Genomic DNA, 23,570 nt, shown 5'->3' on the forward strand with positions numbered 1-23,570 from the left:
CACCCTCCCCAGACCGGCGCACGAGGAGAGGCATGGTCCCGCGCACCACGAAAGACGACGACACCGGGTCCCGGCGGGCCCTTCGGCTCGCCGGGTGTGCCGCGCTGCTGGCCGTGGCCCTGACCGGGACGGCGATCGCGGTCGGCAACGTCCGCGAGGGCGGTCAGCGGCCGCTCTCCTCGGCGCCCGCCGCCGTCACCCCGGCCCTGCTGTCGCAGGGTGACCTGGACGCGGGCGTCAGCGCCCTGCAGTCCCATCTCCGCGCCCAGCCGAGGGACTTCGGCGGCTGGGCGACCCTCGGCCTGGCCTACGTCGAACAGGCCAGGACCGGCGGCGACCCGTCCCGCTACCCGGCGGCCGAACGGGCTCTGGAGCGCTCCCTCGCCCTGCGGCCCGGCAACGACCAGGCACTGGCCGGCCGCGCCGCGCTGGCCGCCGCGCGGCACGACTTCACCGCGGCCCTGCGCGACGCCGACCGGGCGCTGAAGGAGAACCCGTACAACGAGCGCGCCCTGTGCGCCCGGATCGACGCCCTGGTGGAACTCGGCCGCTATCCCGAGGCGGCGCGGGCCGCCCGCCTCGCGGACACCCGGCGGCCGGGGATACCGGTGTTCACGCGGTACGCGTACGTCCAGGAGCTGCGCGGCGACGTCCGCACCGCCCGCCGGGTCCTGACCCGGGCGCTCGACTCGGCCACCGCGCCCGGCGACGTGGCGTACGTGGCCACCGCGCTCGGCCAGCTCGCCTGGAACGAGGGGGACCACGAGACGGCCCTGCGGCACTACGCCCGCGCTCTCGCCGCCGACGACGCCTACCTGCCCGCGCTGGAGGGCCGGGCCCGGGCCCAGGCCGCGCGGGGCGAGCGGGCGGCGGCGATCCGGACGGCGGAGCAGGTCGTCGCGCGGGCCCCGCTGCCGGGCCCGCTGGTGCTGCTCGGCGAGCTGTACGAGCAGCGCGGCGACCGGGGCGACCGGGCGAAGGCCCGTGAGCAGTACGCCCTCGTCGACGCCTGGACGGCGCTGGCCCGTTCCGGCGGCCTCAACCCCGACCTGGACACCGCCCTCGCGGCCGCCGACCACGGCGACGAACGGACCGCCCTGCGCGCGGCCCGCGCCGAGTGGGAGCGCCGCCGCACCGTGCACACCGCCGACGCCCTCGCCTGGGCGCTGCACGTCAACGGGCGGGACGCGGAGGCCCTGCCGTACGCCCGCCGGGCCACCGCCACCGGCTACCGCAACGCCGCGTTCCACTACCACCGCGGCATGATCGAGCGCGCGCTGGGCCGCGCCCCGGACGCCCGTGCCTCCCTCGGCAAGGCCCTGGAGCTCAACCCGGGCTTCTCCGCGCGGGGCGCCCGCGAGGCCCGCGCGGCCCTGAAGAGCCTGGAGGCAGCGGAGTGAAAGCCCGTCACCTCCTGGCCGCCGCCGGGGCCGCCTGCGCGCTCGCCGTGCTGCCCGCCGGGGCGGCCGCCGCCCATCCGCTCGGCAACTTCACCGTCAACCAGTACGACGGCCTGGTCGCCGCCCCCGGGGAGCTGCGGATCGAGCACGTCGAGGACTTCGCCGAGATCCCGGCGACCCAGGCCGCGCCGGACATCGAGCGGGAGGGCATGGCCGCCTGGACCCGCGAGCGGTGCGCGCGGGCCGCGCGGGACAGCGAGGTCACCGTCGGCGGCCGCCCGGTCGCCGTGACCGCCGTCTCCCACACCGGCCGGGTCCGGCCGGGGCAGGCGGGGCTCGACACCCTGCGCGTGGAGTGCCGGCTGACGGCACCGCTCCCCGAGGGCACGAGCGTGACCGTCGGCTTCCGCGCCGCCGGCGCGGCTCTCGGCCCCGGCTGGCGGGAGATCACCGCACGCGGCGACCGTACGACGCTCACCGCGTCGGACGTGCCGCGGGAGTCGGCGTCACGCGCGCTGACCCGCTACCCCGAGGAGTCGCTGTCCTCCCCGGCCGACACCACCACCGCGTCCCTGCGGGTGCGCCCCGGCGGGCCCGCCCTCGCCGGGGAGCGGGACGACGGCGACGCGCCCGCCGGGTCCGTGCTGCCGCCCGGCGCCGACCGGTTCACCCGCGCCCTGGACTCCCTGATCGCCCGTCACGACCTCACCCCCGGCTTCGCCGCCCTCGCCCTGGCCGTCGCGCTGGGCCTGGGCGCCATGCACGCGCTCGCGCCGGGCCACGGCAAGACGCTGATGGCCGCCACGGCGGCGGCGCACGGCGGCAGGACGCGGCTGCGGGACGTACTGCCGCTGGCCGCGTCGGTGACCGTCACCCACACCCTCGGCGTGGTCGCCCTGGGCCTGCTGGTCACGGCCGGTTCGGCGGCGGCGCCCTCGGTCGTCGCCTGGCTGGGCATCGCGAGCGGCGTCCTGGTGACGGCGGCGGGAGCGGGCCTCGTACGACGTGCCTGGCGGAACCGGGGACACGGACACACGCACGGACACGGACACACGCACGGGCACGGGCATGAACACGGCCATGGGCATACGCATGAACACGGGCATGGCCACGAGCACGGGCACCATCACCATCACGCCCACCCGCACTCCCACCCCCGCCCCACCCTCCGCGGCACCCTCTTCCTCGGGTTCGCCGGTGGGCTCGTGCCCAGTCCCTCCGCGGTGGTCGTGCTCGTCGGCGCGGCGGCGCTGGGGCAGGCCTGGTTCGGGCTGCTGCTCGTCGTGGCGTACGGTGCCGGGCTCGCGCTGACCCTGACCGCGGCCGGGTTCGCGGTGTCCAGGCTGGGGGCGCGCGTGGCCCGGGCGCGGCTGCCCGGGGGCCCGCTGACGGCGGCGCTGCGCCGGAGCGCGCCGCTGGGATCGGCGTCCGTGGTCCTGGCGTTGGGGGCCGGATTGGTGCTCAAGGGGGCGGCAACGGCACTCGGGTGAGCTACTTTCGTGGAGAAACAGGGATTTCGCCCGGATGCGAAGGGGGCGCCCGTGTCCGACGTACCGGGCCGTGAACGGCTGATCGCGGGTCGCTACCGGCTGCTGTCCCCCCTCGGCGAGGGCGGCATGGGCACCGTGTGGCGGGCCCGTGACGAGGTGCTGCACCGCGAGGTCGCCGTCAAGGAGGTGCGCGCCCCGGCGGGGCTGTACGGGACCGACGTGGAGCGGATGTACGCCCGGCTGGAGCGGGAGGCGTGGGCCGCCGCGCGGATCACCGACCGCAACGTGGTGACCGTCTACGACGTGGCGACCGAGGACGGCCGCCCGTGGATCGTCATGGAGCTGGTGCGGGGCATCTCGCTGGCCGAACTGCTCGACGCCGAGGGCCCGCTGACGCCGCGGCGGGCGGCGCACATCGGCGCCGAGGTGCTGGCCGCGCTGCGGTCGGCGCACGCGGCGGGGGTGCTGCACCGGGACGTGAAGCCGGCCAACGTGCTGCTGTCGAACGACGGCCGGGTGGTGCTCACCGATTTCGGCATCGCCATGGTCGAGGGCAGTTCCGCGCTGACCATGACGGGCGAGGTCGTCGGCTCGCCCGAGTTCCTCGCGCCGGAGCGGGCGCTCGGCCGCACGCCGGGGCCCGAGTCCGACCTGTGGTCGCTGGGCGTGCTGTTGTACGCGGCGGTGGAGGGCAGTTCGCCGTTCCGACACGACACTCCGCTGAGCACCCTGCGGGCCGTCGTCGACGAGGAGCTGCCGCCGCCGCGCCGGGCGGGGCCGCTCGCCCCCGTCATCGAGGGGCTGTTGCGCAAGGACCCGGCCGAGCGGCTGCCGGCGGACCGGGCCGAGCAGGATCTGCGGGTGATCGGCGCGGGGGGCTCCCCGCGCGCGGACACCGCCCCGACGACGCCGGTGGCGCCGTATCCGCAGACGGTCGCGGCGTCCACCGCGCCGCCCCGGCAGCCGTCCGCCTCCTCCACCGCGCCGCTCCCGGAGCCGCCGCCGCCCCGTGACCGCCGGGGTGTCCTCGCCGTGGTCGCGGGCTTGGTGGTGCTCGCGCTGGCGCTGGGGGGTCTGGCGTACGCCCTGGTCAACCGGGACGGCGGCGACGGCGGTGGCAGCGCGGGCGGTGCCACCAGGAGCACCCCCACCGTGGAGCGGAGTTCGCCGACGCCGACCGAGGAGGAGACCTCCGAGGAGCCGCCGTCCCCGTCGCCCAGCCCGACCCCGAGCAGCAGCCGTCCGAGCACACCGCCGCCCCAGTCGGTGACCGTCTCCGTCACCGGCGCCCGCACGGAGTACCACGGTCCCTGTCCGCCGCCGCAGGCGGGCGCGCCCGAGTTCACGGCGACGTTCACGGTGGGCCGGCTGCCCGCGGAGGTGGAGTACCGGTGGGTGAACGGCAACGGTGAGCCGGCCGAGGGGGGCTGGCGGACGCTGTCGTTCCCGGCGGGCGGCGAGAAGAGCCGGCAGGCCCGGGTGGTCGTGACGACGTACGACGAGGGCGGGACGTTCGAGAGCGCGATCGGTGTGGAGGTCCGTGAGCCGGTGCACACCACGTCCGGCGCGGTCGCGTTCTCGGTGACCTGTGTGACGGAGACCCCGACGGGCGGGGTCTCCGCTTCACCGAGTGCGTGAGGTTCAGGCCGCGTTGCGGAAGACCGGCAGGTAGCCGCCGGACTGGCCGCTCGCGGTGGGGTGGTACGACTCGCCGATGTTCAGCCAGTTGACGCTGTGCAGCCAGGAGCTGCCGGAGCAGATCTCGTGGCCGGTGAACGTGCCGCGGACGTCACCGAAGGTGAATCCGTGGTTCAGGGCGCGCTTCTCGATCGCGGTGTTCAGGTGGTCGGAGGCCTGGTTGATGGCGGCGCGCTTGGTCTCGGAGAGACCGAGGCACGAGGCGCCGAGCTTGTAGAAGCGGGGGTAGCCGAGCACGACGACGTGGGCCGACGGCGCCCTGGAGCGGATGGCGCCGTAGACGGCGTCGAGCTTGCCGGGCAGCGTCGAGTCGACGTACGCCCTGGCGGTGTTGATGCGGCTGATGCAGGCGCTGTCTGACTGCAGGACACAGGTCGTCATGACGTCGGCGAAGCCGGCGTCGTTGCCGCCGACGCTGATGGAGACCAGGCCGGTGCCGGTGCCGAGCGGGGTGAGCTGGCCCGCGAGGACGTCGTCGGTTCGGGCGCCCGAGCAGGCGGTGAAGTGGAAGGACGAGGGGGCGTTGGCGGCGGCCCAGAGTTGCGGGAACGCCTTGGTGCTGCGCTTGCAGTCGCCGCTGGAGCTGATGTAGCTGCCCGCGCCGACGCCGGAGGAGTAGGAGTCGCCGAGCGCCACGTAACCGGTGGCGGCGGCTTCGGACGCGTGGGCCCCGGTGGCTCCGGTGAGCGTCGCTACGACGCCGAGGAGGACCGAGCTCACGTATGCGACAAGTCGGGAACGTCTCATGGAACCTCCCTTTAGCAGGATCTCTGCCTCAACCGTCGTACCAACTACGCGTGTTGACGGGAAGTGTTCATGCCAAGTCTTTTGCGAGCGTTCCCGTTTGGTTCCTGATCAGTTTCTGATCGCTTTTCAGACCATTACCGGTCGCTTCCGGACCGATCTCCCGACGCCCTCATGCGCCGCGTTTCGTGTGCATGACAGATTTGTTGACGGGTGCTCAACTCCCTTGTTTCCCCAGTCACGGGCACCTCACGCTGTTTCGCGTAACCCCCACAGACGCAGCGCCCCACCCGGGCGCGCGCCGCCAAGAGGAGGACTCCCTCGTAATGGCACACCTGCGAAGCAAGAAGGTCCGGCTCGCCGCGATAACCAGCCTGGCGACCGCCGCCCTCGTGGGCGGGCTCACCGCCCTCCCCGCCCAGGCCGCCCCGGCCGAGGGCACCGTGCTCGCGGCCGGCTCCCCCACCGCGATCAAGGACAGCTACCTCGTCACGCTCAAGAAGAGCGCCGGTCTCAAGGCCGCGTCCAGCGAGGGCAAGGATCTGATCGAGCAGTACGGCGGTTCGGTCAGGAAGACGTTCAAGAGCGCCCTGAACGGCTACTCCGCCACCCTCTCCGCGAGCGAGGCGAAGAGACTCGCCGCCGACCCGGCGGTCGCCTCCGTCGAGCAGAACCAGCGCGTCTCCATCGACGCCACGCAGTCCAACGCCCCCTGGGGCCTGGACCGCATCGACCAGACCTCCCTCCCGCTGTCCGGGACCTACACCTACCCGGACAGCGCGGGCAGCGGTGTGACCGCCTACGTCATCGACACCGGCGTGCGCATCACCCACTCGCAGATCAGCGGTCGTGCCGTCAACGGCTACGACGCCGTCGACGGCGACACCACCGCCCAGGACGGCAACGGCCACGGCACCCATGTGGCCACCACCATCGCGGGCTCCACCTACGGCGTCGCCAAGAAGGCGAAGATCGTCGCCGTCCGGGTGCTGAACAACAGCGGCTCGGGCACCACCGCGGGCGTGGTCGCGGGCATCGACTGGGTGACGCAGAACCACTCCGGTCCCTCGGTCGCCAACCTCTCCCTCGGCGGCGGGGTCTCCACGACGCTGGACAACGCGGTGCGCAACTCCATCGCCAGCGGCGTGACCTACGCGGTCGCGGCGGGCAACAGCAACGCCAACGCGTCCTCGTTCTCCCCGGCCCGGGTCTCCGAGGCCATCACCGTCGGCGCGACCACCAGCACCGACGCGCGCGCCAGCTACTCCAACTACGGCTCGGTGCTGGACATCTTCGCGCCGGGCTCCTCCATCACGGCGGGCTGGCACACCAGCGACACCGCGACCAACACCATCTCCGGCACCTCGATGGCGACCCCGCACGTCGCGGGCGCGGCCGCCGTCTACCTGGCGAACCACACCTCCGCCACCCCGGCGCAGGTCGCCTCGGCGCTGACCGCCGGCGCCACCACCGGCAAGGTCACCAGCCCCGGCAGCGGCTCTCCGAACCGGCTGCTGAAGCTGGTCCCGTGACACCCGCGTCACTGATGTGAAGCACGGTTCCCCGGAGGTGCGCCACGCCTCCGGGGAACACCCGTCGCCGTCTTGACGGCTCCGTCGGCACTGGGTCACATTGAAGCCCGGCATCCGGCGCTTCGGGGGGCAAAGTCGCCAATGCAGACCATCCGTGGCACAACCGATCCAGGCGGAACAGATACGGCGGACGAGGCGGACGACGCCGAGCGGTCGCGGTCAGGACCGGGGAGGGACCTGACACCACTGCTCGCGGGCGCCGCCACCGCCGTCGGGGCGCTCGGCGCGTTCCTCGCACTCACCGGCTCGGGCTCGCCGCTGCGCGGCCCGTTCACCCTGTTCTTCCTGCTTGCGGCACCGGCCGCGGCGATCGCCGTCGCGCTCACCGGGCTGGAGCCCTTCGGCCGCGCCGTCGCCTCGCTGGCGGGCGCGGTCGTCGTCGACATGCTGGTGGCCCAGATCCTGCTGGCCACGCACCACTGGTCGGTGCGCGCCGGGCTGGTGGCCGTGACCGTGTTCAGCGCCCTCGTTCTCCTGCTGGTTCCAGTGCGGCGGCTGCGCGGCCGCACGCCGAGAAGACAGGGCTAGTGACGTGGACATCAGCGTGTACCGCCCCGGCGAGCTGACCGCCGCCGACCGGGCGGAGTGGACCGCTCTGCAGGCCAAGGCGCATCTGCACGGCTCGCCGGAGCTGGCGAACCCCTTCCTGTCCCCGGAGTTCGCGCTCGCGGTGGGCCGCTACCGGCGTGGCGTACGGATCGCGGTGGTCCGGGAGGGCGGCGAGCCGGTCGCGTTCCTGCCGTTCCAGCGGTCCGCCGCCGGGGTGGGCCGGGCGATCGGGCTCGGGGTCTCCGACGCGCAGGGCGTGGTGCACCGGCCGGGGTTCACCTGGGACGCCCGGGAACTGCTGCGGGCCTGCGGGCTCGCCGTCCTGGAGTTCGACCATCTGATCGAGGGACAGCGGCCGTTCGCGGCCGGCGTCTCCGGCACCTTCCCGTCCCCGGTCATGGACGTCGACCAGGGCTACGACAGCTATCTCGCCGGGCTGCGGGAGCGCTCGCCGAAGTTCACCCGGACCACGCTCGCCAAGGAGCGCAAGCTGGGGCGGGACGCGAGCGGCGTGGTCTACGTGCACGACGAGCGGGACCCGGCCGCGCTGCGCACGCTCATGGGGTGGAAGTCGGCGCAGTACCGCCGTACCGGGCGCAGCGACCGCTTCGCTCAGGACTGGATCACCGATCTGGTCCGCCATCTCTTCCACACCCGCACCGAGCGGTTCGCCGGAACCCTGTCGGTGCTGTACGCGGACGGCAGGCCGGTTGCCGCGCATTTCGGGCTGCGCAGCGAGCGGATCCTCGCCTGCTGGTTCCCGGCGTACGACCCGGCGTACGCCCGGTACTCCCCGGGCCTGATCCTGCATCTGCGCATGGCCGAGGCGGCCGCCGCCGACGGGGTCGCGTATCTCGATCTGGGCCGGGGCGAGAAGGAGTACAAGGACTCCCTGAAGACCCGGGACATCCGGGTGTCGGAGGGGTGGGTGACGCGCCGTCACCCGGTGGCGCTCGGGCATCGGGCACGCCGTGCCCCGGTGCGGGCACTGCGCAATGCCGTGGTGTCCCGGCCGGAGCTGTTCGAGCCCGCCGACCGGCTGCTGAAACGGGTGGGAAAGATCCGCTCAGGACGGCAGTAGTCGGTGGTAACGGGAAAAACAACAAAAACGTGAGGCCTGGTTCCAGGCCTTGCCATATGGACTCAATCGTCAATACCGTCGTACATCTCACTCGCATCGGACCATCATCCAGCGGACCAGGGGAGGGCTCAGGGCCGCGGTGGTGCCGGCGCGAGAGCGCGGTAGGGGGGTGCCGTGACCGGTCGGCGTGCGTACGCGTGCGCGGCCGGGGACGTGCCGCGCAACCGGCTGCCGTTTTCCGGCGCCGGTGGGTTTCGCCAGTGACACAACCCCCCTTTCGAACCGGACAGACAACCGGGCCGCCCAGGGGCGGGCGGTCCACCGGACGAGAGGGACCAGACTCATGAGCTCAGTACTGCGCCCGGTGAGCACGGGCCACGAGCCGGCCAGGAGCACCGCGTACCGGCCGATCTCCTCGCACCTGGCCATCGCGCCGCCGGTGAGCGTGGTGATCCCGGCCATGAACGAGGCGGAGAACCTTCCGTACGTCTTCAAGACCCTGCCGGACTGGATACACGAGGTCGTCCTGGTCGACGGCAACTCCACCGACGACACCGTCGAGGTCGCCCGTGAGCTGCGGCCCGGCGTGAAGGTCGTGCGGCAGCGCGGCAAGGGCAAGGGGGACGCGCTGATCACCGGGTTCGAGGCCTGCACCGGCGACATCATCGTGATGGTCGACGCCGACGGCTCGGCCGACGGCAACGAGATCGTGTCGTACGTCTCCGCGCTGGTCTCCGGCGCGGACTTCGCCAAGGGCTCCCGCTTCGCCAACGGCGGCGGCACCGACGACATGACGTTCGTCCGCAAGCTCGGCAACCGCGCCCTGTGCGCGGTCGTCAACCGGAAGTTCGGCGCCCGCTACACCGACCTCTGCTACGGCTACAACGCGTTCTGGCGGCACTGCCTGGACAAGATCGACCTCGACTGCACCGGCTTCGAGGTGGAGACCCTGATGAACATCCGGGTGGTCAAGGCGGGCCTGCGGGTGCAGGAGATACCGAGCCACGAATACCTCCGCATCCACGGCACCAGCAACCTCAGCGCCGTCCGCGACGGGCTGCGGGTGCTGCGCGTCATCCTGCGGGAGCGCTCCAACCGGCGGGCGCTGCGCCGCCGTACGCACGCCTCCCCGATGCTCGACGCGGTGCGGGGAGAGGCGTCTTGAGCGGTACGGGAAGCGGGGCTCCGGGCGGCCCCGGCATCTCCGTGGTCGTCTGCGTCTACACCGAGGAGCGCTGGGAGGACATCCTCGCGGCGGTCGCCTCGGTGCGGGCGCAGTCCCGGCCGGCCCTGGAGACCCTGCTGGTCGTCGACCACAACCGGGCGCTGCTGGACCGGCTGGAGCGGGAGTACAAGGAGGCCGAGGACGTGCGGGTGCTCGCCAACGCGGGCCCCCGCGGGCTGTCCGCCGGCCGCAACACCGGCATCGCCGCCGCGCACGGCGAGGTGATCGCCTTCCTCGACGACGACGCCGTCGCCGAGCGGGACTGGCTGCGCCACTTCGCGGCAGCCTACGCCGACCCGCGGGTGATGGCGGTCGGCGGCCGTACGGTGCCGATCTGGGCGTCGGGCCGCCGTCCCGTGTGGTTCCCGGAGGAGTTCGACTGGGTGGTGGGCTGCACCTACCGGGGGCTGCCGCCCGGCCGGGTCCGGGTGCGCAACGTGCTCGGCGGCAACGCCTCGTTCCGCCGGATCGCCTTCGACGCGGCGGGCGGCTTCGCCACCGGCATCGGACGCGACGGCGACAAGCGCCCGCTGGGCTGCGAGGAGACGGAGCTGTGCATCCGGCTCACCCGGGCCGTGCCCGGCGCGGTGCTGCTGATCGACGACCGGGCGGTGATCCACCACCGGGTGCCGGCGGGCCGGGAGCGGTTCGGCTACTTCCGCACCCGCACGTACGCCGAGGGCCTGTCGAAGGCGCTGGTCGCCCGCAGCGTCGGCGCCGGCAAGGGGCTGGAGTCGGAGCGGCGGTACGCCACCCGGGTGCTGCCCGCCGGGGTGGCGCGCGGGCTGCGGGACGCCGTGCTGGCCCGGCCGGGCGGCGCGGGGCGGGCCGGGGCGATCGTCGCCGGAGTGCTGACGGCGGCCGGCGGGTACGTCGTGGGGAGTGTGCGGGCGCGCCGGGGCGGGACCGCGTTCTCCGTGGCGCCGATCGAGGGGGAGAGCGGATGACCGCCAAGACCGGTGTGCCGATCCTCATGTACCACGCGGTCGCCACCGACCCGAACGACGCCACCCGCGCCCTCTCCGTCGCCCCCGAGGCGTTCGCCGCCCAGATGGAGCTGGTCGGCGACCTGGGCCTGACCCCGGTGACCACCGCCGACCTGGCCGCCCGCTGGCGCGCCGGGCGCCCGCTGCCGAGCCGCCCGGTCCTGGTCACCTTCGACGACGGCTACGCGGGCGTCCACCGGCACGCCCTGCCGGTGCTCGCCAAGCACGGCTTCCCGGCGACGCTGTTCGTCTCCACGGGCTGGCTGCGGGGCCCGCACGACACCGGGGGCGCCCTGGACACCATGCTCGACTGGGACCAGGTGCGCGAACTGGCCGCCGCGGGCGTGGAGATCGGCGGGCACAGCCACAGTCATCCGCAGCTCGACCAGCTGGACGACGACGCGCTGCGCTTCGAGCTGACCCGCTGCCGCGACCTGGTCGCCGGTGAACTCGGCGCGCTCCCGCTGTCCTTCGCCTACCCGTACGGCTACTCCAGCCGCCGGGTCCGGCGGGAGGTGCGGGCGGCCGGGTTCGCCCAGGCGCTCGCCGTCGGCAACGAGCTGGCCCGGCGCCGCCAGGGGCCGTACGCGCTGCGCCGGGTCACCGTGCGCCGCGGCACCGGGATCGAGGAGTTCGCGCGACTGGTCGAGGGCCGCGCGATCGCCCGTACGTTCGCCACCGACCGTGCCCTGACCAAGGGGTACGCCGTGGTCCGCAGAGCCCGACAGGTCCGCCGGAAGGCCATCCGTTCCCGTGTCTGACACGACCACCGCAGCGCAGGCCACGACGTCCGCCGGACCGGAACAGGCGACGCCCGGGCGGCCGGGCGGCGGCCAGCTGTTCCGCAACGCCTACGCGCTGATGCTCAACACCGGGATCTCCGCGGTGCTGGGTCTCGGCTTCTGGCTGGCGGCCGCCCGCTACTACTCCGAGTCGGCGGTCGGCCAGGGCTCCGCCGCGATCGCCGCGATGAAACTCCTCGCGGGTCTGACCGCGGTGACCCTGACCGGTGCCCTGGCCCGGTTCATCCCGGTCGCCGGGCGCACCACCGGCCGGCTCATCTTCCGCACCTACGCGGGCAGTTCGCTGGTGGTGGCGCTGGCGGCCGGGGTGTTCCTGCTGACGCTGGACCTGTGGGGGCCGTCGTACGGCTTCCTGGACGGGCCGGTGAACGGGCTCGGGTTCGTCGTCGCGGTGATCGCCTGGAATCTGCTCACGCTGCAGGACGGGGTGCTGACCGGGCTGCGCAGCGCGCTGTGGGTGCCGGTCGGCAACACCGCGTTCTCCGCGGTCAAGCTGGGCCTGCTGGTCGCGTTCGCGGCGGCCGTCCCGACGACCGGCGTGTTCGTGTCCTGGGTGGCGGCGATCGCGGTGTCCGTGCTGCCGCTGGGCTGGCTGGTGTTCCGGCGGCTGGTGCCCCGGCATGTGGCGGCGACCGAGGAGCACGCGAGGCCGCCGTCGCTGCGGGAGGTGGGCCGGTTCCTCGCGGGCGACTACACCGGATCGCTGTTCTCGCTGGCCGTGGTCTACCTCGTCCCGGTGATCGTGGCCGCGCAGGTCAGCTCCGAGGACAACGCGTACTTCTACATCACCGCGACCATCGGCGGCACGGTCAACCTGCTCGCCATCAACATGGGCGCCTCACTGACCGTGGAGGGCTCGCACGACCCGGGCCGGCTCGCCGCCAACACCCGCGCGGCGCTGCGCCGGATGGCCAGGATCATGCTCCCGGTCTGCACCGTGCTGTTCTTCGGCGCCCCGTGGATCCTCGGCGTGTTCGGGGCGGGCTACGCGGACGCGGCCACGCCGCTGCTGCGCTGGTTCGCGGTCGGCGCGGTGCTGCGGGTGGTGATGGAGACGTACTTCGCGGTGCTGCGCGCCCAGAGCCGTACGGCGGGACTCGCCTGGTTGCAGGGCCTGCTGTGCGCGCTGGTGCTCGGGCTGACGCTGCTGCTGCTCCCCCGGATGGGGCTGACCGGCGCGGGCGTCGCGGAGATCGTCAGCCTCGCGGTGATCGTGGCGATCGCCGCGCCCAGGCTGTACCGGACCGTCCGGGCGCTACCGTCCGGCGCCGGCCGCCCCGAGGTGACGGCGCCGGACGGAGACGTCGCCGACCCGCCGGCGCGCGAGGCCGGCGCCGCGCCCGCGGCCCGCCGCCGCGGCCCGGGCTGGGCGCTCGACACCGACACCCTCGCCCTCGGCGTCCACGTCGACTTCGACCATCTGGAACGCCGCCCGGACGTCCGCCCGGGGCCGGGCACACCACCGGCGGGCATCCCCGTTGCGGCCGACGCGGACGTGGACGCGCCGTTCGAACCGGAGGACGAGCCCCCGCACCGGACCGAGCAGCCGGAGATCTCGGAGAAGAAGGACGTGGCGCAGCCCGTGCAGCTCGCCGAAGCGGCGGCTCCGCCGCCCGCGCCGCCGGCGGGCCTTCGGCGGCGTCTGATGCCGACCCGCCTCGGCGTGGTCCTCGGCTGTCTGCTGATCGCCGCGCTGCTGCTGTACTGGGTGCCCGCCGCCCGGCTCGGCGAGGCCGACCTCGACCGGATGGGCGGACTCGGGCTGATCTCCGTGCTGCCCGCCCCGACGCTGGTCGGCGCCGGACTGCTGGTGGTGGTGTTCGCCTCGTTGCTCTGGCTGGGGCGCGAGCACCGGGCGCTGCTGCTGGTGACCCTGCTGGCGACGGTGGTCTCGCTGCACGCGCTGCCCGCCGTCATCGAGACCGAGCCGCGGTTCGCGACCGCCTGGCAGCACCTGGGCTTCCTCGACCACATCGACCGGACCGGGACGGCCGTGCCCGACCTGGACGCGCGGTGGAGCTGGCCGGGCTTCTTCGCGGCGGCCGCGTTCGTCGCCGAGGCCTGCGGGGTCACCGACTTCACCGAGGTCATCCGCTGGTGGCCGACGGGCATCCAGCTGCTGTACCTGGCGCCGGTGGTCCTGCTGACCCGCTCGCTGCGGGCGAGCTGGCGGGCCCGCTGGACCGGCTTGTGGATCTTCGTGCTGAGCGGCTGGGTGGGCCAGGACTACTTCTCCCCGCAGGGCTTCACCTACCTCCTCTACCTGGTCTTCGTGGCGGTCCTGCTGGTGTGGTTCCGCGCGCCGCGCGTGATCTGGACGAGACTGCGGCCCGGCGAGGCGGAGGTCGAGCCGGCGAACCGGCGGCAGCGGGCGGTGCTGCTGCTGGTGGTGATCGGCCTGTTCATGGCGAGCGTGCCCGCCCATCAGCTCACCCCGTTCGTGATGCTGGGCGTGGTCACCGTGCTGGTCCTCGTCGGCCGCTGCGAACTGCGCGGGCTGCCCTTGCTGTTCGGGGTGGCGGTGGTGTCCTGGATCGGCTTCATGGCGGAGCCGTACTGGTCGGGGCACTTCGACGAGATGTTCGGCGGGATCGGCGGGGTCGGCGGCAATGTCTCCTCGTCGGTGTCCGGCCGGATCGAGGGCGGCAGTTCCACCCACAAGCTGGTGCTGTACGCGCGGGTGGCGCTGGCCGGCGGGGTGCTGGCGCTGGCCTGCTGGGGCTGGTGGCGGCGGCGCGAGCACCGCTACCGGGAGCGTGCGCTGCCGGTCCTCGCCTTCGTGCCGTTCCTCGGCTTCGGCATGCAGTCGTACGGCGGCGAGATGGCGCTGCGCGTGTTCATGTTCGCGCTGCCCGGCGCGGCTCTGCTGGCCGCCCTGGCGCTGTTCCCGCGCACCGGCGTCACCGCGAGGGAACGCGACCGGGACCGGGTCAGTCTCGCCCCGCTGGCGGCGCTGATGGCCGGCCTGGTGCTCATGGGCGGCTTCCTGGTGGCCCGCTGGGGCAACGAGCCGTTCGAGCGGATCCGGCCCGGTGAGGTCGCCGCCATGGAGTACGTGTACGCGCACGACGATCCGAGCGTGCGGCTGCTGTGGCTGAGCAACGACACCTTCGAGAACGTGACACCGGCGATGCCGTGGGGCGCGCGGGACATGGAGAAGGTGGAGTACGTGCCGACGCTCGCACCGACCGACCCGGTGCTGGTGTCGGGGCTGGTGAAGGCGCTCAAGGACGCCGGCCCGAACTCGTACCTGATGGTCAACCGCAGTCAGGTCACCTATCTGACGATGGACGTCGGGTACGCCACGACCTGGGAGCCGCGGCTGATCCGGAACCTGGACCGGCGCCAGGAGCTGCGGAAGGTCCTCGTCAACGAGGACGTCACGATGTACGCGCTGAGCGAGCGTCCCGCGGGTCCCGTTCCCGAGCCGGATCCCGGACCGGCGGGGCCGCGGGTGACCTGGACGCCGTGGTCGGTGGTCGGGGCGCTCGCGGCGGCCGCGCTGATCGTGCTGCTCGCGGCCCGCGAGGTGCTGCGGGTCGCGGCGCGTCCGGGGGTACGGCAACTGCGCCGCCTCCAGGGCAGCTTCTGGTTCTCGCTGCCCTTGCTGGCGGTGCTGCTGGCCTCGCTGGTGCAGCGGTTCCTGACGATCAAGTGAGAGGTGTGCGGCAGGCGCTGGTGGCCGGCCGCGCTAGCGGGTCAGCCACTTCACCTCGTAGGCCTGGAGGCCGACGGTCCGCCCGTCGACCTTCGCGCTGATCGCCCGGTCGCGGGTGTTGACGACGAGGACCGTGCGGTCGGTGGCGAGGGCGCGGATGCGGCGGTCGGCGGTCAGGTCGTCGTAGGCCGTGCCCGGCGGGAACGCGGCGGCGAACCGGGAGACGAGGTCGTGCATGGGCAGCTCGCCGCCGCCGCTCGCGGTGCCGGTCGGGGTCCACAGGCAGCCGGGGCACTCGGGGCCCCGCTCCGCCTCCGGGTTCCAGTAGAAGCCGGAGGAGGCGCCGCCCCGCACCATGGCGATCATCCCGGCGGCCTGGACGGCGACCCGGCGGGTCTCGGACCAGCCGTGGCGGTCGTCGTTGCCGTCGGCGGGCTCGACGTAGTACTCGGCCCACCACAGCGGCAGTTCGCCGCCGGTGCGTCCGCGCACCCACTCCCCCACCGCGGTGAACTTGTCGGTGGCGGCGAACTCGTCGGGCAGCAGCTCGTCGTCCCGGGTGTAGCTGGAGCCGTCCACGACGACGAAGTCGGCGCCCGCCTTGTGCCGGTTCCAGTAGTCGAAGGCGTCCAGGACCCGCTGGTCCACGGCCCCCCAGGGACCCCTGAGGCCGGTCGAGGCGTGCTGCTGGCGGGGATCGAGGCTGTCCATGACCAGATAGGGGCCGCCGACCATGATGTCCTCGTCGACGGCCTTCAGCGCCTTGTACACGAGGTTGTACATGCGGGTGTAGCCCTCGTGGTCCCAGCGGTGCTCGGCGTCGTTCCAGAAGCCCTTGAACTCGTTCCAGACGATGAAGTGCCGTACATCGGGGTAGCGCTTGGCGACGGTCGCGGCGAGCGCCGCGAAGTCGTCGTAGTGCCCGGGCTCGGGCGCCGTCTCCAGGGCGGCCTGGCTCCAGTCGGTCCGGTCCGCGCCGGCCTCGCCGCCCTTCATCCAGTCCGGGGCGCAGCACAGGGTGATCACCGGGGTGGCGCCGGAGGCCCGCATGAAGTCGACCCGCAGGTCCAGCGCGTCGAAGTCGTAACGCCCCTTCACCGGCTCGGGGTTGTCGGCGCCCCAGCCCATGATGTGCTGGTTCTGCGGCAGCCCGGCGTCCCGGAGCCGGTCCTCGACCCGGGCGACCGCCTCGGGGCTGCCCTCGTCGGCGCTGAACTGGGTGTGCGTGAAACCCCAGCCGACGTCCGGTCCGGACCGCTGCGGCGGGGTGACGGGCGTGCCGTGCACCTTGTCGCCGTCGGGCGAGGTGCCCTCGGTGCTCGCGCCGCCGGGCAGCGTGCCGAACAGGGTCACCAGCAGGGCCGCTACGGCCACCGACACGCCGAGCAACGCGGTGAGCCGCCACCGCCGTGCCCCCGAATCCCACCCATGACGTCCCATCGAGGGCAACAGTAGCGGCGGGGGCGGGCGTCGGGGCAGATGTCGTGAAGAAGCAACCAAGGAGCGACGAAGGGCGCGGACGGGGCACAGCGGGGCGAGCGGCACGGAAGGCGACACTCCGCGCGCACCTCGGAAACCGGGTGCACGAGACGCCCCGGTGCCCGATCATGGCGGCATGTCCGCGAACCCACACGACGCACTGCCGATCCGGCTCAACGTCGACGACAGCGACTCGCCCTCCGACGTCGTCGACGCGCTGTTCCTCGGCCGCTTCGCGACGGGCGAGCAGCCCTTCTCGCACGCCGCGAACATCGACCGCGTCCGCTCCGGGGCGACCCTGCTGCCGCCGGACGCGCGGGTGCTGCGGGTGGCCCGCGACGACGACCGCAGCGCCACCCTCGCCGAGGGCGACGGCTGGACGCTGCTGGTGTCCCGCTGGAGCCGGGGCGCCGACGTCACCGTGACGGCGACCACCGCGGACCTCGCGGCGCAGGTGCTGAGCGCGGCGACGGACGGCGCGGCGGACGAGCCGGAACCGCAGCCGGAGAACGTCACGATGGGCTTCTGGTACGTCTCCCCGAGGCGCGGCCCGCACCGCACCACCCGGCAGATCTCGGCGGGCACCTGGGACGAGGTGCGGCCCAACTACACGGCGCCGGTCGCGGACGCGATGGACCGGCTGATGAAGACCACCCCCGAGGACATCGCGGGCCGGCTGCTCCTGCTGCACGGCCCGCCCGGCACCGGCAAGACCTCGGCGCTGCGCACCCTGGCCCGCTCCTGGCGGGACTGGTGCCAGGTGGACTGCGTGCTGGACCCGGAGCGGCTGTTCTCCGACGTCGGCTATCTGATGGACATCGCGATCGGCGAGGAGGACGCGGCGGGCAAGGGCCGCTGGCGGCTGCTGCTCCTGGAGGACTGCGACGAACTGATCCGCGGCGAGGCCAAGCACACCGCCGGGCAGGCGCTGTCCCGGCTGCTCAACCTCACCGACGGGCTGCTCGGCCAGGGCCGCAACGTGCTGGTCGGCGTCACCACCAACGAGGACCTGGAGCGCCTGCACCCGGCCGTGGTGCGTCCCGGCCGCTGTCTGGCCCGGATCGAGGTGGGGGCGCTGACCCGGGCCGAGGCGGTGAACTGGCTGGGCACGGACGAGGGCGTCGGCCGGGACGGCGCGACGCTGGCCGAGCTGTACGCGCTGCGCCGGGGCACCTCCCCGACGGCGCTGCCGGAGCCGCGGGGCGGGGTGGAGGCGGGGATGTACCTGTAGTGCTGCGGCTGCCCGTGTAGTGCTTTGATGGGGATATGCCTCTGTATGTCGGTACGTCGGGGTGGCAGTACAAGGACTGGAAAGGCCTGCTGTACCCGGCCGACGTGCCCACCCGGCTGTGGCTGGAGGAGTACACACGGCACTTCGCCACCGTCGAGATCAACAACGCCTTCTACCGGCTGCCGACGCGCGAGACCTTCGAGGCGTGGCGGGAGCGCGTGCCGCCGGACTTCGTGGTCGCGGTCAAGGCCAGCCGGTATCTGACCCACATCAAGCGTCTGAAGGACCCCGAGGAGCCGGTGGAGCGGCTGATGACCCACGCGGCGGGTCTCGCCGATCGGCTGGGCCCCGTCCTGCTCCAGCTGCCGCCGACGCTGAAGGCCGACGCGAACCTGCTGGACGCGTGCCTGCGCCGGTTCCCGGCGTCGACCAGGGTCGCCGTCGAGCCACGGCACGAGTCGTGGTGGACGCCCGAGGTCCGCGCGGTGCTGGAGTCCCGCGCCGCCGCCCTGTGCTGGGCGGACGTCCTCTCCCGCCCGGTCACCCCGCTGTGGCGCACCGCGGACTGGGGTTACGTCCGCTTCCACCAGGGCCGCGCCCGGCCGTGGCCGCGCTACGGCCGGCAGGCCCTGGAGACCTGGCTGCGGCGTGTCGCGGAGGCGTTCGACGACAGCCGGGACGTGTACACGTACTTCAACAACGACCCGGACGGGGCGGCGGTGGCGGACGCGATGGCCTTCGGAAGGCTGGCGGCGTCCAGGGGCCGCACGGTGACGCGGACACCGGCCGCGCTGTCGGCGACGCAGGTCCACCGGTAGGTTCCTACGCCTCGTACGCGGCCCGCACTGCGTCCCGTACGGCGTCCAGCGCGCCCTCCTGGGGAACGCCCAGGCGCCGGGCCCGCTCCGCGTACGCCCGGGCCGCCGACGCCAGCTCCCGCTCCGCCGCCGAGCCGGCCGCGGCGACGAACGTCCCGTTGCGGCCCCGGGTCTCGATCACCCCGTCCGTCTCCAGCGCCCGGTACGCCTTGGCGACCGTGTTCGCCGCGAGGCCCAGCGACTCCGCTAGCCCGCGCACCGTCGGCAGCCGGTAGCCCACCGGCAGCTCCCCCGACCGCGCCTGCGCGGAGATCTGCGCCCGCACCTGCTCGTACGGCGGTACGCCGCTGTCATCGATGCCGATCTTCAACGTCACGGGGCGATTGTCCCGCAGCCCCCGGAAAATGGGAGGCATCCGGCCTTGATCCCCGCGTAGCGTGCGGCCGCATGACCGTCATCGTGCGCGATCTCCGCCCCGAGGTCCGAGCCGACGCCGAGGCCTTCATCAAGGTCAGGCACCGGGCGCTGCCCTACCTGCTGAGCACCCCGGAGTCCGTGCTGCACCAGCTGGCCCACACCCACCCCGACGCCCGCTTCCGGCAGTTCGTCGCCGAGCGGGACGGCGAGGTCGTCGGCACGGCCGAGGCCGGCCTCGCCCACGACAGCCCGGAGCCGGGGCAGGGGTGTCTCAACGTGTACGTCGACCCGGAGCGGACCGGGCACGGCGCCGGCTCGCTGCTGGTGCGCATCGCCGAGGAGCACCTGGCGGGGGTGGGCGCGACCCGGCTGTTCTCCTGGGTGCTGGACGCCCCCGCGAACCGCGGCTTCGCCGAGCGGCACGGCTACCGGGCCGGCCGCTCCGCGCACTTCCTCCGCCTGGACCTGGCCGGCGGCACCCTGCCGTCGCCGCAGGGCCCGCCCCCGGGAGTGGAACTGCGCACCGGCGCGGACTACGCGGACGACCCGCGGCCGGTGTTCGAGCTGGACGCGGCGGCGACCGCGGACGAACCGGGCGACATCACGGCGGAGTTCACCGACTTCGAGGCCTGGGTCGAGGAGACCTGGAACCACCCGCTGCTCGACCTGGAGCTCACCTCGGTCGCGGTCGCCGACGGCCGCCCGGCCGCCTTCAGCGCGGCCTACACGGACCCGGCCCGGCGCCGCTACGCCTCGGCGATGACCGGCACCGCCGCCGCCTTCCGCGGCCGCGGCCTGGCCAAGCTCGCGAAGAACGACTCGCTGCACCGGGCGCGGGCCGCGGGTTACACGGAGGCGATCACCGGGAACGACGCGGGGAACGACCCGATGCTCGCGATCAACCAATGGTTCGGGTACGAGATCTGCGCCACGGAGGTGCGTTATGTCCGCGAACTCGGCTGACACCGGAAGCCAGGTCGAGGTGGTCCTGGTCAAGGCGGGCCGTACGAAGATCCGTTACGGGGCGCGGCTGCTCGGTGACGACGGCGTCCGGATCGCGGTCCGGGCCCCCTGGGCGGGTGCCGGGGTCCGTGACTTCGGCTTCGTGCGGTTCGAGCCGGGGGACGTGTTCACCGAGTACTACTGGCGGGACCGCTGGTACTCCGTGAAGGAGGTCCGCGCGGCCTCGGGCGCGCTGAAGGGCTGGTACTGCGACATCACCCGGCCGGCGGTACGGTCCGGCGCCGAGGTGGTGGTCGAGGACCTGGACCTGGACCTGTGGCGTTCCGCCGACGGTGCCGAGGTGCTCCGGCTGGACGAGGACGAGTTCGCCGAGAGCGGCCTCGCGGAGCGGGACCCGCACGCCGCCGCGGCGGCCGTGGCGGCGCTGGACGAGCTGGAGGCCCTGGCCCGCAAGGAGGGCTTCGACACGCTCCTCGCGTGACAGCCCGCTGTCACCCGATCACGGTGGTTTACAGACACCGCCGGGGTGACACCCGCCACGGACAACCGAATCGTGACTGCCGCCACAGACAAATCGGGCGGCGATGAGGAAGTCTCGCCGAACGGGTCCACCTCCGTGAGAACGCGGAACCCGGTGGCCCACGAGGAGGCAGCAATGCGCCGTGTGACCGTGCAGAAGCCCCTGAAGAAGAGCGACGCCCGCCGGGTGCGTGAGGAGACCGACGAGCGCCCCGCCGGCCGCCCCGAGGTGCGCAAGGACATCGCCCGCACGTGGTGGCCGGACGGCTGACCCCTGGCCGGCCCGCCCGCGGGCCTCAGGCCCGGTTCAGGAGCTTGCGGTAGTGGACGCGGTCGTACGGCCCGTCCACGCGCCGTTCCACGACCTCGTATCCGTACCTCGGGTAGATCTTCTGGTTCTCCCACATCATCGCGTTCGTGTAGAGCCTGATCTCGGGCAGACCCAGCGCGCGTGCGCGCGCGTCCACGAACCGCAGCAGCCGCCGCCCCACGCCCCGGCCACGGGCGTCGGGGTGCACGGCGATGCTGTCCAGGAAGAGATGGTCCTCGTACGCGTCCAGGACGACGAGACCGGTCACCGGGTCCCCCGTGACGAACACCCGCCCCGCGGCGACGTCCGCCGCGTGGTCCGCCTCCATGGGCTGCGGCACCACGCCGATCCGCGCGACGTAGGGGTGGTACGCCGCGTCGGTCACGGACTTCACGGACGGTACGTCGGCGGTGACGGCCGGCCGGATCTCCTCGTCGTTCATGCCCCGAACGGTAGCTACCTCAGCGCAGTCTGAGCACTCCCTTAACGGGACCATAAGGATCTCCGTCCGCCGCCCTCAGCAGGCGATTTCGCGGTTTCTTGGGGCTAGCTTCTGATCGCCCCCACGGGATCACACCCGGAATCACACGGGATCAGAACCGCCCGCAACCGCGTCTAGGAGTTCCCCCATGTCCGCACGCCGCCGCAAGGCCGCCGCCACCGTCGCCGCCCTCGGCCTCGGCCCGCTCGCCCTGACCGCCCTGTCCGCGGCCCCCGCGTCCGCGCACGGTTCGATGGGCGACCCGGTCAGCCGGGTCTCGCAGTGCTACGCCGAGGGCCCGGAGAGCCCGTCCTCGGACGCGTGCAAGGCGGCGGTCGCGGCGGGCGGCACCCAGGCGCTGTACGACTGGAACGGCATCCGCATCGGCGACGCCGCCGGGCAGCACCAGGCGCGGATCCCGGACGGCAAGCTGTGCAGCGCGAACAACGAGGAGTTCAAGGGCCTCGACCTGGCCCGCGCCGACTGGCCCGCGACCAGCGTGCGCAGCGGCTCGTACACCTTCAAGTACCGCGTGACCGCCCCGCACAAGGGCACCTTCAAGGTGTATCTGACGAAGCCGGGTTACGACCCCTCCAAGCCGCTCGCCTGGGACGACCTGGATCTGGCCGATCCCGTGGCCACCGTCACCGACCCGGCCGCGTCGGGCGGGTTCTACACGTTCTCCGGCACCCTTCCGGAGCGCACCGGCAAGCACCTGCTGTACGCGGTCTGGCAGCGGTCGGACAGCCCGGAGGCGTTCTACTCCTGCTCCGACGTCACCTTCGGCGGTGACTCCCCGGCCTCGTCGACCGCTCCGTCCGCCCCCGCCCCGTCCGCCTCGGCTCCCTCCCAGGAGCAGATAGAGGAGGGTGCCGACAAGTCGACCGTCGAGAACCACGGTCACGGCGACGACGACCCGCACACGACGGCGGAGCCGGCCGCGGCGGACGCCCCGGAGAGCGACACCGCGGCCGGCGAAGGTGCCGACGCGGAGGGTGACACGGAGGGCGCTTCGGAGGCCAACCAGCCCAAGGCGGCGGGTGCTTCGCAGAACCTCGCGGAGACCGGCGGCGACAGCAGCACCCCGTACATCGCGGTCGGCGGCGCGGCGGCGCTGGCCCTCGGTGCGGCCGCCCTGTTCGCCTCGGTGCGCCGCAAGGCGGTGACCGGCGGCCGGCACGGCCGCTGAGGCGACCGGGACTTCCGGGGTCCGGCCGGCGGCTCAGGCCGGCCGGACCCCGGCGGCGCTCAGCTGAAGGCGGAGGCGCAGGTGGTGGGCTTGGCGTGGGCCGGGTCGAGGGCGTTGGCCACCTCGTGGAAGGCGATCCGGTCGAACAGCCCGATCGCCAGGTGCTCGGAGAGGTCGACCGGGCAGAGGTCCTGGAGCAGCACGTTGCGTACGTCCGGCCCTTCCAGGTACCCGCTCCGGTAGGGCGTGACGACCTGGTCGTACTTGGTCGCGAGGACGGTGTAGCGGACGCCGGGCACGGTGTCGCCGCCCTCGTTCAGCTTGGTGAGGAAGTCGGAGCCGGTGATCTGGTCGGCGAGTCCGGGGGTGGCGGTGGAGAGCAGGTCCTCGGCGCCGGGGAAGTACGGCAGCAGCTTGGTGAGTCCGCTGAGGGTGGTGCCGTGGTTGTCCGGGGCGATGCCGATGAGGGCGTTCACTTCGGCTGCTCCGCCGAGGAACTTGAGGTAGTGACGGGGCATCATGCCGCCCTGCGAGTGGCCGACGAGGTCGGTCTCGGCGGCGCCGGTCGCGTCGAGCACCTTGTCGACGAACGCGTCCAGTTGTTCCGCCGACTTGTCGATGGGGCCGAGCCCGTGGAAGAACGGGACACCGGGGAGCTGGCCGTAGTCGAGGGAGAAGACGCAGTAGCCGCGCTTCACCAGATACGGGGCGAGGCCCAGCCAGTTGTCGACCGAGTTGCCGAGGGTGCCGTGGACCAGCACGACGGGGCGGGGGTGGGCGGCGGAGGGCTTGCAGGACCAGTTGTTCCAGCCGCTGCTGGGCGCCTCGGCAGCGGTGGCGCCGGCGGCGGGAACGGCGACGAGACCCGCGGCGAGAAGCAGTGCGACCAGGCATCTGCGTATTCGGTTCCAGGGCAGCATCGAGTGATCTCCTGACG

The 23,570-nt window shown here is 73.3% G+C and carries 21 protein-coding genes; 16 read left to right on the plus strand and 5 right to left on the minus strand.

What is annotated here, in order from left to right; all coding sequences use genetic code 11:
* Positions 1-32 precede the first annotated feature (32 nt).
* From AMK31_RS21080 to AMK31_RS21090, 3 genes are read left to right on the plus strand one after another with little or no spacing between them, the layout of a single operon-like run.
* A complete protein-coding gene (locus AMK31_RS21080; RefSeq protein ID WP_079186884.1) occupies positions 33-1,400 on the plus strand; it encodes a tetratricopeptide repeat protein in 1,368 nt (455 codons plus the stop codon).
* Entirely contained in the window at positions 1,397-2,890 is a 1,494-nt protein-coding gene (locus tag AMK31_RS21085) for a nickel transporter (RefSeq protein WP_073942136.1), read from the plus strand. The genes AMK31_RS21080 and AMK31_RS21085 overlap by 4 nt, the downstream gene beginning before the upstream one ends.
* Positions 2,891-2,941: 51 nt before the next feature.
* Positions 2,942-4,528 (plus strand): serine/threonine-protein kinase, encoded by a 1,587-nt coding sequence (locus AMK31_RS21090; RefSeq protein WP_241842686.1) that lies wholly within the window; start codon positions 2,942-2,944, stop codon positions 4,526-4,528.
* A 3-nt stretch (positions 4,529-4,531) separates the two neighbouring features.
* Here the strand turns inward: AMK31_RS21090 and AMK31_RS21095 are convergent, their stop codons facing one another.
* The gene (locus AMK31_RS21095; protein ID WP_073942137.1) at positions 4,532-5,335 is read right to left on the minus strand and encodes an SGNH/GDSL hydrolase family protein; all 804 of its coding nucleotides are present in this window, start codon (positions 5,333-5,335) and stop codon (positions 4,532-4,534) included.
* Between the two features lie 323 nt (positions 5,336-5,658).
* On the opposite strand from AMK31_RS21095, the gene AMK31_RS21100 reads away from it, so the two are divergent.
* From AMK31_RS21100 to AMK31_RS21130, 7 genes are all read left to right on the plus strand, one after another.
* A complete protein-coding gene (locus tag AMK31_RS21100; RefSeq protein ID WP_073942138.1) occupies positions 5,659-6,864 on the plus strand; it encodes a S8 family peptidase in 1,206 nt (401 codons plus the stop codon).
* A gap of 141 nt (positions 6,865-7,005) precedes the next feature.
* Positions 7,006-7,452: a hypothetical protein gene (locus AMK31_RS21105; RefSeq protein WP_241842687.1), complete on the plus strand. Its 447-nt coding sequence runs from the start codon at positions 7,006-7,008 to the stop codon at positions 7,450-7,452.
* 4 nt (positions 7,453-7,456) lie between these two features.
* Complete coding sequence (locus tag AMK31_RS21110) at positions 7,457-8,554, plus strand: GNAT family N-acetyltransferase (RefSeq protein ID WP_073942139.1); 1,098 nt, start codon at positions 7,457-7,459, stop codon at positions 8,552-8,554.
* 343 nt (positions 8,555-8,897) lie between these two features.
* Positions 8,898-9,719: a glycosyltransferase family 2 protein gene (locus AMK31_RS21115; RefSeq protein ID WP_073942140.1), complete on the plus strand. Its 822-nt coding sequence runs from the start codon at positions 8,898-8,900 to the stop codon at positions 9,717-9,719.
* Positions 9,716-10,726, plus strand: a complete 1,011-nt coding sequence (locus AMK31_RS21120) for a glycosyltransferase (RefSeq protein WP_073942141.1) — start codon at positions 9,716-9,718, stop codon at positions 10,724-10,726. The genes AMK31_RS21115 and AMK31_RS21120 overlap by 4 nt, the downstream gene beginning before the upstream one ends.
* Positions 10,723-11,526, plus strand: a complete 804-nt coding sequence (locus AMK31_RS21125) for a polysaccharide deacetylase family protein (protein WP_198948529.1) — start codon at positions 10,723-10,725, stop codon at positions 11,524-11,526. The genes AMK31_RS21120 and AMK31_RS21125 overlap by 4 nt, the downstream gene beginning before the upstream one ends.
* A complete protein-coding gene (locus AMK31_RS21130; protein ID WP_073942142.1) occupies positions 11,519-15,226 on the plus strand; it encodes a lipopolysaccharide biosynthesis protein in 3,708 nt (1,235 codons plus the stop codon). Before AMK31_RS21125 ends, AMK31_RS21130 begins: the two co-directional genes overlap by 8 nt.
* A gap of 33 nt (positions 15,227-15,259) precedes the next feature.
* On the opposite strand, the gene AMK31_RS21135 is transcribed toward AMK31_RS21130, so the two are convergent.
* Positions 15,260-16,666 carry a GH39 family glycosyl hydrolase gene (locus AMK31_RS21135; protein WP_073942143.1) on the minus strand — a complete coding sequence of 469 codons (1,407 nt, stop codon included), beginning with the start codon at positions 16,664-16,666 and terminating at the stop codon, positions 15,260-15,262.
* Between the two features lie 175 nt (positions 16,667-16,841).
* Here AMK31_RS21135 and AMK31_RS21140 point away from each other — a divergent pair, with 175 nt between their 5' ends.
* Both AMK31_RS21140 and AMK31_RS21145 read left to right on the plus strand, forming a co-directional pair.
* Complete coding sequence (locus AMK31_RS21140) at positions 16,842-17,936, plus strand: DUF5925 domain-containing protein (RefSeq protein ID WP_073942144.1); 1,095 nt, start codon at positions 16,842-16,844, stop codon at positions 17,934-17,936.
* A gap of 35 nt (positions 17,937-17,971) precedes the next feature.
* A complete protein-coding gene (locus AMK31_RS21145; protein WP_073942145.1) occupies positions 17,972-18,754 on the plus strand; it encodes a DUF72 domain-containing protein in 783 nt (260 codons plus the stop codon).
* A 4-nt stretch (positions 18,755-18,758) separates the two neighbouring features.
* Here the strand turns inward: AMK31_RS21145 and AMK31_RS21150 are convergent, their stop codons facing one another.
* Positions 18,759-19,130 (minus strand): GntR family transcriptional regulator, encoded by a 372-nt coding sequence (locus AMK31_RS21150; RefSeq protein ID WP_198948530.1) that lies wholly within the window; start codon positions 19,128-19,130, stop codon positions 18,759-18,761.
* A 71-nt stretch (positions 19,131-19,201) separates the two neighbouring features.
* Here AMK31_RS21150 and AMK31_RS21155 point away from each other — a divergent pair, with 71 nt between their 5' ends.
* The 3 genes from AMK31_RS21155 to AMK31_RS42155 all read left to right on the plus strand — a co-directional run bounded on the left by AMK31_RS21155 (position 19,202) and on the right by AMK31_RS42155 (position 20,924).
* A complete protein-coding gene (locus tag AMK31_RS21155; protein ID WP_073942147.1) occupies positions 19,202-20,134 on the plus strand; it encodes a GNAT family N-acetyltransferase in 933 nt (310 codons plus the stop codon).
* Positions 20,115-20,615: a DUF402 domain-containing protein gene (locus AMK31_RS21160; protein WP_073942148.1), complete on the plus strand. Its 501-nt coding sequence runs from the start codon at positions 20,115-20,117 to the stop codon at positions 20,613-20,615. Before AMK31_RS21155 ends, AMK31_RS21160 begins: the two co-directional genes overlap by 20 nt.
* A gap of 174 nt (positions 20,616-20,789) precedes the next feature.
* On the plus strand, positions 20,790-20,924 hold the full coding sequence (locus AMK31_RS42155; protein WP_107468672.1) for a hypothetical protein: 135 nt from the start codon (positions 20,790-20,792) through the stop codon (positions 20,922-20,924).
* 25 nt (positions 20,925-20,949) lie between these two features.
* On the opposite strand, the gene AMK31_RS21165 is transcribed toward AMK31_RS42155, so the two are convergent.
* Positions 20,950-21,405 (minus strand): GNAT family N-acetyltransferase, encoded by a 456-nt coding sequence (locus tag AMK31_RS21165; protein WP_073942149.1) that lies wholly within the window; start codon positions 21,403-21,405, stop codon positions 20,950-20,952.
* Positions 21,406-21,592: 187 nt separating this feature from the next.
* Here AMK31_RS21165 and AMK31_RS21170 point away from each other — a divergent pair, with 187 nt between their 5' ends.
* Positions 21,593-22,633: a lytic polysaccharide monooxygenase auxiliary activity family 9 protein gene (locus AMK31_RS21170; protein ID WP_073942150.1), complete on the plus strand. Its 1,041-nt coding sequence runs from the start codon at positions 21,593-21,595 to the stop codon at positions 22,631-22,633.
* A 59-nt stretch (positions 22,634-22,692) separates the two neighbouring features.
* On the opposite strand, the gene AMK31_RS21175 is transcribed toward AMK31_RS21170, so the two are convergent.
* Positions 22,693-23,553 carry an esterase/lipase family protein gene (locus AMK31_RS21175; RefSeq protein ID WP_073942151.1) on the minus strand — a complete coding sequence of 287 codons (861 nt, stop codon included), beginning with the start codon at positions 23,551-23,553 and terminating at the stop codon, positions 22,693-22,695.
* Positions 23,554-23,570 lie beyond the last annotated feature (17 nt).

Origin of the sequence: Streptomyces sp. TSRI0107, from assembly GCF_001905845.1 — a bacterium.
Lineage (GTDB): Bacteria > Actinomycetota > Actinomycetes > Streptomycetales > Streptomycetaceae > Streptomyces.

Bases quoted from the DNA above. Each gene is read 5' to 3' on its own strand.
- AMK31_RS21080 (WP_079186884.1), top strand. From the start codon at position 33: ATGGTCCCGCGCACCACGAAAGACGACGACACCGGGTCCCGGCGGGCC.
- AMK31_RS21095 (WP_073942137.1), bottom strand. From the start codon at position 5,335: ATGAGACGTTCCCGACTTGTCGCATACGTGAGCTCGGTCCTCCTCGGC.
- AMK31_RS21100 (WP_073942138.1), top strand. From the start codon at position 5,659: ATGGCACACCTGCGAAGCAAGAAGGTCCGGCTCGCCGCGATAACCAGC.
- AMK31_RS21105 (WP_241842687.1), top strand. From the start codon at position 7,006: ATGCAGACCATCCGTGGCACAACCGATCCAGGCGGAACAGATACGGCG.
- AMK31_RS21115 (WP_073942140.1), top strand. From the start codon at position 8,898: ATGAGCTCAGTACTGCGCCCGGTGAGCACGGGCCACGAGCCGGCCAGG.
- AMK31_RS21125 (WP_198948529.1), top strand. From the start codon at position 10,723: ATGACCGCCAAGACCGGTGTGCCGATCCTCATGTACCACGCGGTCGCC.
- AMK31_RS21135 (WP_073942143.1), bottom strand. From the start codon at position 16,666: ATGGGACGTCATGGGTGGGATTCGGGGGCACGGCGGTGGCGGCTCACC.
- AMK31_RS21140 (WP_073942144.1), top strand. From the start codon at position 16,842: ATGTCCGCGAACCCACACGACGCACTGCCGATCCGGCTCAACGTCGAC.
- AMK31_RS21145 (WP_073942145.1), top strand. From the start codon at position 17,972: ATGCCTCTGTATGTCGGTACGTCGGGGTGGCAGTACAAGGACTGGAAA.
- AMK31_RS21155 (WP_073942147.1), top strand. From the start codon at position 19,202: ATGACCGTCATCGTGCGCGATCTCCGCCCCGAGGTCCGAGCCGACGCC.
- AMK31_RS21160 (WP_073942148.1), top strand. From the start codon at position 20,115: ATGTCCGCGAACTCGGCTGACACCGGAAGCCAGGTCGAGGTGGTCCTG.
- AMK31_RS42155 (WP_107468672.1), top strand. From the start codon at position 20,790: ATGCGCCGTGTGACCGTGCAGAAGCCCCTGAAGAAGAGCGACGCCCGC.
- AMK31_RS21165 (WP_073942149.1), bottom strand. From the start codon at position 21,405: ATGAACGACGAGGAGATCCGGCCGGCCGTCACCGCCGACGTACCGTCC.
- AMK31_RS21170 (WP_073942150.1), top strand. From the start codon at position 21,593: ATGTCCGCACGCCGCCGCAAGGCCGCCGCCACCGTCGCCGCCCTCGGC.
- AMK31_RS21175 (WP_073942151.1), bottom strand. From the start codon at position 23,553: ATGCTGCCCTGGAACCGAATACGCAGATGCCTGGTCGCACTGCTTCTC.